Origin of the sequence: Franconibacter daqui, assembly GCF_014644275.1 — a bacterium.
GTDB lineage: Bacteria > Pseudomonadota > Gammaproteobacteria > Enterobacterales > Enterobacteriaceae > Franconibacter > Franconibacter pulveris.
Genome location: NZ_BMKJ01000006.1, coordinates 150,991 through 163,511 on the forward strand (window position 1 = coordinate 150,991; position 12,521 = coordinate 163,511).

At 44.6% G+C, this 12,521-nt stretch carries 12 protein-coding genes; all 12 read right to left on the minus strand.

Annotated elements, in window-relative coordinates:
* Position 1: 1 nt before the first annotated feature.
* The 12 genes from IEX01_RS18065 to wcaK all read right to left on the minus strand — a co-directional run bounded on the left by IEX01_RS18065 (position 2) and on the right by wcaK (position 12,521).
* Positions 2-892: a glycosyltransferase family 2 protein gene (locus IEX01_RS18065; RefSeq protein ID WP_007869137.1), complete on the minus strand. Its 891-nt coding sequence runs from the start codon at positions 890-892 to the stop codon at positions 2-4.
* Complete coding sequence (locus IEX01_RS18070) at positions 889-1,881, minus strand: glycosyltransferase family 2 protein (RefSeq protein ID WP_188724284.1); 993 nt, start codon at positions 1,879-1,881, stop codon at positions 889-891. Before IEX01_RS18070 ends, IEX01_RS18065 begins: the two co-directional genes overlap by 4 nt.
* Positions 1,865-3,151, minus strand: coding sequence for an O-antigen translocase (locus IEX01_RS18075; RefSeq protein ID WP_188724285.1), 1,287 nt, complete (start codon positions 3,149-3,151; stop codon positions 1,865-1,867). Before IEX01_RS18075 ends, IEX01_RS18070 begins: the two co-directional genes overlap by 17 nt.
* Complete coding sequence (locus IEX01_RS18080) at positions 3,139-4,245, minus strand: DegT/DnrJ/EryC1/StrS family aminotransferase (protein WP_032988331.1); 1,107 nt, start codon at positions 4,243-4,245, stop codon at positions 3,139-3,141. The genes IEX01_RS18075 and IEX01_RS18080 overlap by 13 nt, the downstream gene beginning before the upstream one ends.
* A gap of 4 nt (positions 4,246-4,249) precedes the next feature.
* A complete protein-coding gene (locus IEX01_RS18085) occupies positions 4,250-4,783 on the minus strand; it encodes a GNAT family N-acetyltransferase (protein WP_007869143.1) in 534 nt (177 codons plus the stop codon).
* Positions 4,776-5,177, minus strand: coding sequence for a sugar 3,4-ketoisomerase (locus IEX01_RS18090; protein WP_032988330.1), 402 nt, complete (start codon positions 5,175-5,177; stop codon positions 4,776-4,778). The genes IEX01_RS18085 and IEX01_RS18090 overlap by 8 nt, the downstream gene beginning before the upstream one ends.
* A 1-nt stretch (position 5,178) precedes the next feature.
* Positions 5,179-6,042: a glucose-1-phosphate thymidylyltransferase RfbA gene (rfbA, locus tag IEX01_RS18095; protein WP_038880095.1), complete on the minus strand. Its 864-nt coding sequence runs from the start codon at positions 6,040-6,042 to the stop codon at positions 5,179-5,181.
* Position 6,043: 1 nt separating this feature from the next.
* Positions 6,044-7,117: a dTDP-glucose 4,6-dehydratase gene (gene rfbB, locus IEX01_RS18100; protein ID WP_007869148.1), complete on the minus strand. Its 1,074-nt coding sequence runs from the start codon at positions 7,115-7,117 to the stop codon at positions 6,044-6,046.
* A 414-nt stretch (positions 7,118-7,531) separates the two neighbouring features.
* Positions 7,532-8,422: a UTP--glucose-1-phosphate uridylyltransferase GalF gene (gene galF, locus IEX01_RS18105; RefSeq protein WP_007869151.1), complete on the minus strand. Its 891-nt coding sequence runs from the start codon at positions 8,420-8,422 to the stop codon at positions 7,532-7,534.
* A gap of 172 nt (positions 8,423-8,594) precedes the next feature.
* The gene (gene wcaM, locus IEX01_RS18110; protein ID WP_024555786.1) at positions 8,595-10,010 is read right to left on the minus strand and encodes a colanic acid biosynthesis protein WcaM; all 1,416 of its coding nucleotides are present in this window, start codon (positions 10,008-10,010) and stop codon (positions 8,595-8,597) included.
* A gap of 13 nt (positions 10,011-10,023) precedes the next feature.
* A complete protein-coding gene (wcaL, locus tag IEX01_RS18115) occupies positions 10,024-11,244 on the minus strand; it encodes a colanic acid biosynthesis glycosyltransferase WcaL (RefSeq protein WP_024555785.1) in 1,221 nt (406 codons plus the stop codon).
* Positions 11,241-12,521 (minus strand): colanic acid biosynthesis pyruvyl transferase WcaK, encoded by a 1,281-nt coding sequence (gene wcaK, locus IEX01_RS18120; protein ID WP_188724286.1) that lies wholly within the window; start codon positions 12,519-12,521, stop codon positions 11,241-11,243. The genes wcaL and wcaK overlap by 4 nt, the downstream gene beginning before the upstream one ends.

Consider the following 12,521-nt stretch of genomic DNA (forward strand, 5'->3'; position numbering starts at 1 on the left):
ATTATTGCTTTAAGCTCTCATACAAACGAATAACCAGATTAAAAGGATTTATTGTTTTCAAATACCTATAAAAAGCTGTTCTTTTTAGTGAGCAATGTAAATTAAACTTGTGGTGTAAATAAGCTAAGTAATGCTTCCGCATTAAGCGAAATTCATTCAGATGTTTTAAATCATTAATCAGAACGTTATTTACTTTTGGGTTAGCTAAAGAGGTAATCTGCGAATCATGTAATCGATATAACACTGTTGTATAATCAAAAAATAATGTAACTGCATTCTTCTCAATTAATTTTAGCCATAAAGGAAGATCTTCAAGTAATCTATAGGAAGTATCAAATCCATCGAAATGACTTCTATTAATAAAAGCGCAGGGGGCGACATTATTAAAATGGAGCATGGCAAGTTGCCGTTTTAACCACGATGCTCGCATTTTGCATATGTCACGAGTCCAGGATAAAGGATAGCGACTGGATTTCTTTACGTTTGCACCAAAAGTTTCGAAATAGGTAAATACCGCTCCAATATTATCCCAGTGCGCATATAAGTTTAGGCGTTTAATGAACTCAGAAATTGCCTCGGGTAGAAGAATATCGTCTGACCCGATACACTTTATCCACTTACCTTTTATTAAGGGCAGACTATTATTCAAATTTGCAGGGATACCACTATTCCTTTCACTTTTCACTAAAGAACAAGGAATCGAAGGATGACTAATTTTCTTTTCATCGCACCATTGTTCTATTATCTGCACACTGTTATCGTTTGAACAGTCATCAACAATAATAATTTCAATGTTCTGATAGGTCTGATTAATGCATGACTCTAGCGTTTCTAAGATATATTTCTCTGCATTAAAAGACGCAACAACAATCGTTACAAGCGGTTTATTCATATTCTCACAAGTAAATAATAAATTATAAATAATTGCACAGTAGATTTTTTATTTAAACGAACACTGTGATTAATATTGTCCAACCGTAAATCGTCAACCGCTTTTTTAATAGCCTTGCGCCATTCTGCTTTAACCTCCTTGTTGAAAAGATGTCTCCATCTAATATAGCGAACCGATACACCCCAGACAGTACTGATAAGTAATTTGTACGCTTCACTTATATAGTCAAAACTTCCTGACTTTTTCTCTGCAGCCAAATAACCTTTAAGATAACAAGCGTTATTAATCACTTTGTAATAATTAATATTTACTTTCCTGGTTGTCGATTCAAGATTATGGATAAAATAATATTTTCCAGAAGATAAAAAAATCAATCGGGCCATACCAAAACAAATCCGTGAAATTATTTCGTCATTATTAATATAATTAATTCTGTCTTTATTATATTTGTAATAAGTATTATACGCTTCAGCCAGGATTTTTTTCTTATAAATCCCAAAGCCGTGTAACCCCCATGAAGATATACAGTGAGTTAATGCATCCTCGCCTTTGATCAATGTCGAATCCGTATAATATTTAAATGAAGTTCGATTAAGATCAGCGTGCGATTTAGTATGTATAAGCTCAAATAATGATATCCCTATATCATCATTTTCAAGCATCGGCTTTATTGCTTGTTCCAGCGCATCGGCGCTGAGCGCATCATCACAGTCAACGAATGCGATATAAGTACTTGTCGCCGCATTGATTGCCTTCTCTCTTGCCTGAGCCGCGCCCATATTTTGCTGCTGCACTAGAGTTAATTTGTATTTTGAAGAGGTATAATTTTTTACTATGGAGGCGGTATTATCCTGTGAGCCATCGTCTATAACCACCACTTCAAATCCACTCAGCGTTTGCTCATTCAGATTTTGCAGTATTTTAAGTATATTTTTTTCTTCATTATAGGCAGGTACAATAACACTCAAGCCATTACTGGATACAATCATTAATATGAGTCACCTTAGTTTTTAGATGCCAATAATAAATGCACGCTGTCACTATAAAATACAATGAATAAGTTATACAGTAAGCGATGCTTACACCTTCCAATGCGAAATGGCTAACGAAGATTTTAACTAAAACCGGGAACATTATTGAAAAAATAATTTCCAGAATGGCATTTATTTTGAAATAACCTTTAGCCAGGAGAATGGTGGCAAAAAGCCAACTGCATATTCTTAAAAAATCACCAATATTTTGAAATAAAAAAAGATCTCGTGCCTTTGTAAAATCTGCAGTAAACAGCACTTTAATAATAATGTCTTTTAAAATGAAAATTGAAAAAGCCATAATCAAAGCAAGAGGAACAACAACGGTAGCGCCGGTTTTTAGTATTGATATATATTCATTGTATGATTTAGCTGCGGCTGTTTTGGGGAAATAGTATACCGTTAATGCTGTTGTTAAAACTGCAAGATAAGCTTCAGAAATTTTTGCCACAGCCTGCCAGTAACCTGCATCCTCTAATGAAAAATCATTTGTTAATATCGTACGTACAGCAATCAGGGATATTGGGCCTGTCAAAGCACCTATGATTCCCATAAGGAAGTATTTACGCATTTCTGCGATATGATGTGTTGGAACCTGACCAACCCAATATTTCCATTTGAACCACGGCCTTTTCATTATAATGAATATAAGCCATGTCCCCGCTACTGCATTATTTAGAGCTGCCGATATCAACGCGCCCTTGAGGCCGAAAAAATATACCAATCCGGTCATTGACAAGAGAGATGATATGATAGCAAAAATATTAGCCAGGAAAAATTTATTATACTCATTTAACCCATTAAGCACGCCCAAAAATATATTATTAATAATATTTAATGGAAGCACGCATAACGCTACTATTATCAGCCAGTAAAGATCGGTCCGATGAAAAAGATATGCTGAGAGTTTTCCTGAAAACAAGACGCCGATGCTAATGATAAAACAGCAAGCTATCGTAGAAAGTTTTACCGAAGCACGCCAATAAGGCTGAGCTTTAGAGTAATCGTTTTTATTCTCAGCAGAATAACGATTTACTCCTTGAGAGACTTGGGAAGAAATGAATCCATTAACAAAGGTGACAAAGTTCTGTAGTTGCCCAAGGTTAGCAATTCCAGCTGGGCCTGTATAAATTGCAACAACTTTTGAAATAAGCAGTCCGCAAACTAAACGCAAACAAGTTACAATCCCGCTAAGGATTGTAACTTTTGCAAAATTCAACTTTTCCATCCATTAACCGCTTCAATAACAGCATCGACATCTTTAGAGCTCATTGTTGGATCCATAGGTAATGATAAAACTTCTTTATGGATACATTCTGTGAGCGGCAAATGGATATGATTATATTCTTTATATGCAATCTGATGGTGTGGAGCGAGCGGATAGTGGATAAGAGTTTGAATACCTTTTTCCATTAAATAAGATTGCAAATTCTCTCTTTCTGTTGTGCGGATAACATAAAGATGCCAGGCATGAGAATCCTTTCCTTGAGCGACAACAGGCAAATTTATATGGCTATTTTCAATTCCACCTGTATACTTCTGTGCGATCGCTCTTCTGATTTCATTCTCTTTATCAAGATATTTTAATTTAACATTCAATATAGCTGCCTGCATCTCATCGAGACGGCTATTCACACCTTTATATCTATTTTGATATTTTACGTGGGAACCATAGTTTCGGAGAGCTTTGAGAACATCAGCCAGATTATCATCATTAGTAGTAATAGCTCCCGCATCGCCTAACGCGCCTAGATTTTTGCCCGGATAGAAACTGAAAGCAGCCGCGTCTCCCCAACTCCCTGCTTTTTTATTCTTAAGCTCAGCTCCGTGCGATTGAGCGCAATCCTCCAACACAAGCAAATTATGCTTGTCTGCTATTTCCATAATCTCATCCATTGGAGAGATCTGGCCGTACAGATGAACCGGCAGAATAGCCTTGGTTTTTTCTGTGATAGCCTGTTTTACTGTTTTGGCTGAAAGGTTATACGTTTGGGGGTCCGGCTCAACCAAAACAGGAACAAGTTCATTTTCAGTAATTGCAAGTATGGAGGCAATGTATGTATTGGCTTGAACAATAACCTCATCACCTTTTTTGAGCTGGCCTGTTTCGATCCAAGCCCGTAATACAAGATTCAGTGCGTCAAGGCCGTTCGCAACACTGATACAATGTTTTACACCACAATATTCAGCGAATTGTTTCTCGAAGTTTTTGACTTCTTCGCCCAGAATATACCAGCCAGATTTAATTACGCGTTCGCATGCCAGCAATATTTCACTCTGATATTGCTCATTTATTTTTTTTAGATTTAAAAAAGTCACCATGTCATTATGCCTCTAAATATTTGTAATATTTATTTTTAAGCTCTATGTAGTCTTCATATTCAAAAATGAAGTTAAAATTTATATCATCTTCAGATACAATCTTAGCGCCTGTTTTTAAATGAAAAGAAATCACACCCACATTTTTTTTATCGACCTGAAAATAAGATGACTTAAACTGTTTATCTTCAAAAGCAAATTTGTAAACGAGGCAGGCACTCTCTATAGCAGCACTTTTTGTTTTATGTTCATTCAGTATCCAACTACCCCAACAAAATCGCTTATCGTTAGTCAAACCGTAGATTCTAACTGTGCCAACCTCGCAATTCCCTTCATTTTTTTCGATAATAAAGTAAAACTCTTCATTAAGAAGCTCACGCTTTTTGTATTCCTGCAGCCATTCCTTTTGCGTTTCTGCAGAGCCTGAAACCTTTGAAATATGTTGATTCAACGAATCATTTATTCTGAGTGAATAGATGAATTCGGCATCAGAAGCGTCAGCAAAACGTAAGTGAATAGTTTTTGACTTTAAATTATCCATTTGTTACTCGCTGTTTGAATTCCTCATAGTTGCGAATATAATCACTTTCATCGTAATAATCATCCGCCAATACCATGAGTACACAGTTTTCGGAATAATCAAACATTTCATGCCAGATCATAGGTTCTATCATCAGCCCTTGAGTGGGATTATCTACTAAAATTTCAATAGATTCATTACCATCATCAAGCAAAAATTTGCAATGACCTTGTACAGGTATGGCGAGCTGACGTAATTTTTTGTGAGCATGAAAACCGCGTCTGACATCCTTTTTTGTATCGAACATGTAATAAATTCGTTTTACATTAAAAGGAACACTTTTTTGTTCTTCCAGAACAACTAACGCGCCTCGCTCATCACCATGCTTAGGGAAATTGATAATTTCTATTTTCATATTAATTAATAAGTTTTAGTAGATATTTGCCGTAATGGTTTTTCTTAAGCATTTGCCCGCGCTCGCGAAGTTCGTCTACTGTTAACCATCCATTACGCCAGGCTATTTCTTCGGGACAGGCCACCATCATGCCTTGTCGCTTCTGAACTGTCTCAACAAAACTGCCAGCCTCAATTAAGCTGTCATGCGTGCCGGTGTCCAACCAGGCGAAGCCACGGCCAAGTTGCTCAACATGAAGTTTATTTCTTTTCAAGTACTCTTCATTTACGGTTGTAATTTCTAATTCGCCGCGTGCAGAAGGTTTTACATTTTTAGCAATTTCAATTACGTTGTTATCGTAGAAATATAAACCAGTCACCGCCCAGTTTGATTTGGGCGCTTTCGGTTTTTCCTCGATAGAAATTGCTTTATTGTTTTCATCGAATTCAACTACGCCGAAACGTTCAGGATCCATAACCTGATAGCCGAATACGGTAGCCCCATCATTACGCTCAACCACGCTTTTGAGTTTAGGGCTAAAACCTTGGCCGAAGAAAATATTATCGCCCAACACTAAGCAAACAGGGTCTTTGCCAATAAATGCTTCTCCAATGATAAAAGCCTGAGCAAGACCGTCCGGTTTTTCTTGTATTTCGTAGGATAATTTTATACCGAACTGACTTCCATCGGACAGGAGCCGTTTAAAGCTATCTTGATCTTCTGGAGTCGTAATAATAAGTATATCCTGTATCCCTGCCAACATTAATACTGACAGTGGATAGTAGATCATAGGCTTATCATAAATAGGGAGGAGCTGTTTTGAGACGCCCATGGTTACGGGATATAAACGAGTTCCTGAACCACCCGCCAGTATTATACCTTTCATATTATTCTAATCCTAAACGTTCGCGCTGATAGCTGCCATCCTGCACCCTTTGGCACCACTCTTGATTTTTTAAATACCATACAATCGTTTTTTTAATACCAGTCGCAAACGTCTCTTGTGGTGTCCAGCCAAGCTCGCGATTAATTTTATCGGCATCAATTGCATAACGTCGGTCGTGACCAGGACGGTCCGCTACATAGATAATCTGCTCACGATATGGCTTTGCCTTAGGCACCATTTCATCCAATAGGTCACAGATAGTCTGTACCACATCGATGTTTTTCTTCTCATTATGGCCACCGATATTATAAGTCTCGCCAACCTTGCCTTTAGTTACTACGGTATAGAGTGCGCGTGCATGGTCTTCAACATATAACCAATCGCGAATTTGATCGCCCTTACCGTAAATGGGCAGCGGTTTGCCCTCCAGGGCGTTAAGAATGACCAACGGAATCAACTTTTCTGGGAAATGGTATGGACCATAGTTATTTGAGCAATTAGTCACAATTGTCGGTAAGCCATAGGTGCGTAACCACGCGCGGACCAGATGGTCGCTTGAAGCCTTAGAAGCGGAATAAGGGCTACTAGGCGCGTAAGCCGTCTCTTCTGTAAAAAGCGGCAAAACCTTATTTTGATGCCACTCATCCGGGTGCGGCAAATCACCATAGACTTCATCTGTGGAAATATGGTGGAAACGAAAAGCTGCTTTACGCGTTGCGTCTAACTGCGTCCAATAAGTACGTGCAACTTCAAGTAGGGTATACGTACCTACGATATTCGTTTCGATAAAAGCAGCTGGACCTGTAATGGAACGATCAACATGGCTTTCCGCTGCAAGGTGCATGACCGCATCAGGTTGGTGCTCAACAAAGATTTTTTCAAGCGTTAAACGGTCGCAAATATCGGCTTGTACAAAGCTATAACGACGATGACCGGCAATCTCAGCAAGCGACTCGAGGTTTCCTGCATAGGTCAACTTGTCAACATTAATCACTTCATCCGGAGTATTATTAATAATATGGCGAACCACAGCTGAGCCAATAAAGCCAGCCCCACCGGTAACAAGTATTTTCACGTGAAATAGTCTCGCTGATTAAATAAATTTAACTTTCATTTTTAACTCTGTAGAAATATTCCTTGCTCTACTTTTACACATGACTGTTTTCGAGGAATATTTCAACAATGCTACCGCCCCTGGCTCTACAGCTACCAGTGCACTGAGGGTTGGCTTGGGTTTTGCCGTCACGAATTCCCATCAAAAAAAACCGTTTTACTGCATAATTAGCGCTAAATGGATGCTAATTTTGCGCGCTTCGGACAGTAGAAACAAGAAGAATGTTGGTTCTACAAAGCCCCTGTCCACTTTTAATCCTTTGTTTTAAAAGCTTTAATAAAAAAACGGCAACGAGTATTGAGTCTCAGACCCGAACGCTCAGATTGCCGTTTCTCACTTTAACTTCCTCGCCAGCCTCAATGCTGGCAATTGCCATTACGCCAGCAGCTTCTTGATGCTGTCGCGAAACTTCTGACCTTCTTTCAGGTTACGAAGGCCATAGTTTACAAACGCCTGCATGTAGCCCATTTTCTTGCCGCAGTCGTAGCTTTCACCCGTCATCAGCATCGCTTCTACGGGCTGCTTCTCATTGAGGCGCGCAATGGCGTCGGTTAACTGGATACGGCCCCAGGCGCCCGGTTCGGTTTTCGCCAGCTCTTCCCAGATATCCGCCGAGAGGACATAACGGCCCACGGCCATCAGATCGGAGTTCAGCGTCTGCGGTTGATCCGGTTTTTCAATGAAGTCAACGATACGGCTTACTTTACCTTCGCTGTCCAGTGCTTCCTGAGTGGTGATGACAGAGTACTCGGAAAGATCGCCCGACATCCGTTTCGCCAGTACCTGGCTGCGGCTGGTTTCATTGAAACGCGCCACCATAGCGGCAAGGTTATAGCGCAGCGGGTCGGCGGTGGCATCGTCAAGAATGATATCAGGCAGCACAACCACAAATGGGTTATCGCCAACGACCGGGCGAGCGCAGAGAATGGAATGGCCAAGGCCAAGCGGCTGCGCCTGACGTACGTTCATAATGGTCACGCCCGGCGGGCAGATAGACTGAACTTCCGCCAGCAACTGACGCTTAACGCGCTGTTCAAGCAGCGCCTCAAGCTCATAAGAGGTGTCGAAGTGGTTTTCCACTGCGTTTTTTGAAGAATGGGTCACCAGTACGATTTCTTTGATGCCTGCAGCCACAATCTCATCGACAATGTACTGAATCATTGGCTTATCGACGATTGGCAGCATTTCTTTCGGAATGGCCTTCGTGGCAGGCAGCATGTGCATACCCAAACCCGCTACCGGAATTACCGCTTTCAAATTAACCATTTACTCTGTCACCTCAAAATTGGGTTGATGAATTATAGACTGTTGGAATCTCAAAGCCAGCATGAATTGTCAAAAGTTGACGCTTAACCGAGGTGTAACTAATTTCCCTTTACATAAAATATGACGCTTTGATTAGCTGAGGACTCAGAATCCTCGCAAAGTTGATAAAGGCTCACTTCTGGGCTACCGCCAGCTTAAAATTCAACCTTTGCGCGCTAACATGCTGCTGATCCACCCGATCTATATCTACCGACTGCCGGCCTCTTTCATCGATTGCGTGAATATCCGCCAGCGAAAGCAGCGTATCTTCCTTCGCCATAAAGCGCCCCCGCACATCCTTGCGCAAATCAAAGTGCATTTTTAGCGCCGGGCCAACGGCAGAATCCTGCATGACGCTGACATTTCTGAGGAAAAGATGTTGCGGCTTGTTATGGAGCTCAAGCGTAGCGCGCTTCATCGTCAGGTTGGTGATAGCGACGAACGATGTCGCGTTGCCAGACGAGATTTGAATGCCCCGGCTTTTATAAGGCATGTGGGTATTATCGAGGTGGATATCGTTGAGCTTGAAGTTTTGCGGGATGGAAAGGTAGTTACCCTTAACGACGCCATAACCAATCAACATGCCTGCGCTGTTGGTCATATTTACTTGATCGATAATAAAGTTATCGCAGCCATAAATCGCCACCGTGGCGTTATCGATACCCGCTTTTTTACTGAAGGTGTGATTAATATTCTTCGCTTTGATATTGCGAATCACAAAATGTTTGCCGTTTTCTACATGCACCAGCTGGCGACAATTACTGCCGGTGATATTTGCCACAACGAAGTTTTTCACCGCCTGGCTTTCAGGGTAGTCGTTATCATAGGTGCTGCCGGCAAGCCCAATACCGATCCCCCAGTTGATTTTGCCGTTGGTGCAGTCGATATGGTCAATCACATGGTCTGAGATAAGGATATCGCTGTCGTTGATAGCCACGTTCCATTCAATGGCGTCGCCCTGTAAGTGCGTAAAGCGGCCATTGGTAATGCGCACGCCCTCCATTTTGTCGCGGAACCCCTGGCGGAGGATGCCGTAATTGGCATCGTGCACAGTGATGTTATCAATCAGGAGGTTACGCATCGTAGCCGGCTCCTTCTGGCCGATATAAATCTGCGCTACCGGGCCGAAACCGCTTAAGTCTATCCCCTTGATAACACAATCGGAACCGCGGACATCCAGCGTAATATTGTGCAGGCGGCCGCCCTGCTCTCCCACAACCTGACAGCCATCCTGCAACACGAAACGTCCTTTCCCGTTGCCCTTGATGCCGCCGCGCACCAGCAAAGTTTTTCCCGCCGGAATAAAGACGGCGCTGTTGAAATTATCGCACACCATATCAGCAGGCACTTCTACCGTCTGCGCCTCGGCGAAAGCCTGTTTAAACGCGGCAGGCATGTCGTTGCGGTTGTACCGGGCAATACTGACGCTGTCGGCGCGGCTTTGCGCGCGGGCGGCGAAGGGGAAGAGCGGAAGAAGCGCCAGCGCGGAGCTGGCTTGCAGAAGGGAGCGGCGGGAAAGAAGGAGTGAAGTTTTTATCTCTTTACGCATGATACCTCAGGCTCTATAGCGCTTGCAGCAGACCGGCAAGCTCACGATAAATGACCTGCTGATTGAAGTCAGTTTCCACTTTGCGGCGGGCGAGGCTTAGCATCGGACGAAGCTCCGCTTCCTGCAGGCTTGCGAAAGCCTGCAGGCGCTCAGCCAGCGCCGCAGCGTCATTCTCCGGCACCAGCCAGCCCGATTTGCCCGCGTCGATAAGTTCCGGGATGCCGCTGTGCAGGGTTGAAACGACAGGAATACCGACCGCCATCGCCTCCATCAACGCCACCGGGATACCTTCCATATCGCCATCAGCGCCAGTGACGGAAGGCAGCAGGAAGAGATCGGCCTGATCGAGCATCGCTTTCACCTCATGGCTTGGCTTAAAGCCCGGCATGAAAACGCGATCCTGCAAATCATGTTGTTGGATAAGCGCGCGCAGGCGCTGCTCCCAGGGACCGATACCCAGAATGTTGTAACGAAAGTTCACGCCGCGCGCTTTTAACAGGCGGCAAGCGTCAATCGCCACATGCAGCCCTTTTTTCTCGGTAAGCCGGGCGACAGAGATAATCTCCAGCGGCGAACCGGGCACTTTAAGCGGACGCAGGGAGAATTTCTCCATGTCGACACCCATACGCGACACCGCAATTTTCTCGTCCGGACAGCCCATCGCCTTCAGCCGGCTGGCCCACAGCTCGCTGATGGGCAACATCAGGTCGCCACGGCGAAAAAGCTGTTGATATTCGGGCGTGTAGTGCGCGAGCGCGTCGCGGTGCGAAATATCGATGCCATGGAAGACGGTAGCGATTTTGCCCTGCAAAATCCCCAGCTCGCGCAGCTTCGCGGCGGTAACGCCTGCCGGGCCGAAATGGGCGATAAACACATCGGCCACGAGCGGCTCTTTTACCCGTCCACAAATGGCGGAGAGGATCAGGTTACGCGCTTCATCGCCGTAGCGTTTTTTATCCAGCGCTTTCCAGGTGCGGGGGCGCAGTGCCCCCTTTAAGGTGTTGCCCGCCCGCGAGCGCAGCTTCGCCAGCTTGCCTTCGGGCTCATCCAGCAGCCAGGTGGTTTTTTGCGCAAGGCCGTACTGAGTGTAGGCCGCGTGCGTATTCTGCATGTCCCCTTTTTGCAGAGCGACAATCTCCACCTCATACCCCATGTCGATAAACGCGACAATCTGGTTGAGCACGAACGTTTCCGACGCCACCGGGAATTTTAGCAGGAAGAAACCAACCTTCATTTCCCCTCCCGCGCGCGTTGCAGCACAGCCTCCACCATGCGCAGGCCGTTTTCGCGCTCAGCCTGCACCGCCGTCTCCAGGCGTTGGTTAATCTCCGGCAGCTTCTCTAGCGTTTCGCTCACCTTCTGCTGGAGAGAGCCATCAAGCAGGTTGCGAATTTCCACCGCCATTTCCGGCATGCCGAGCTGCTTCATGATGCCCGCAGACTTGTGTTCATAGTTGATGGCGATGGCTGGCGTGCCGAAGTTCATAGAGATAATGGCGGAGTGCAGACGGGTGCCAACAGTGAGCTGGCAGGCGCCGAGCAGCTTGCCCATTTCCAGATCGTTAAGTTCATCCATCACGACATGATAATGTTCCGGCTGCGCAATCAGGGATTGCAGCTTAAGCGCCACCATGCGGTCATCTTTGTTATAGCTGTCGATGCCGGTACAGGTGGAGAGCGCCAGCACCTGATAACCGTCGGCGATAAGCTGATTGACCATAATGGCGAAAGCTTTTTCATAAGCCTGCTGCGTGGTGCCAAGGCGTTTGTCGAACGGCGCGAGGTCACGCAGGGTAATCGCCACGGTTTTGCGCTGGCGAATCACGTTCAGCCAGTGGTCAACGGCGTATTCCAGCGTTATATCGTTAGCCTCTCGGTCCACCAGCCAGGCGGTATCCACGCCCTGCTCTACCTTCTCCGTATTAATACCGGACTTTTCCATCAGATCGCGGCTTACCGTTTCGCGCAGCACCAGTGCATCGGCATGGCTAAACACATGGTTAGCCACTTCGTTAAACTGCGGGTCGTTGAACGGCCCAACGCTGTGGCCAATCATGTAGATAGGCTTCTTCGCCATAAAGCTGCACAGCGCATGTTCAAACTGGGAAACGCCATACAGGTCGACAAAAAACGAGCCGCCCACCTGAATAATGGCGTCATACTGCTCAAGCGTATTAACGAAATCCGTAAACGCTTTCGGTACCGAGACCTTACTGAGCTCGCCGCGCTCGGTCACTTTCGCCAGCAACACTTTATGTTGATACTTGCGACGCAGCACTTTTTTCACGCGGCCCATCACGCCCGCCGCGTTATTCGCCTTTTTCATGTGTTCATAGAGGCCATCTTTTATTACCGGGCGGCCTAACAGGCTTGCGGAGCTTACCGGGTAGCGGCTCATCACATCGATTTTTACGCTTTTATCCAGCGAATGGATGGCGTCAATCAGGCCGCGGAGAATGGCACTGTCGCCACGGTTACCGCAGGTATGGTTACCCAAAATTAAAATCTTCAT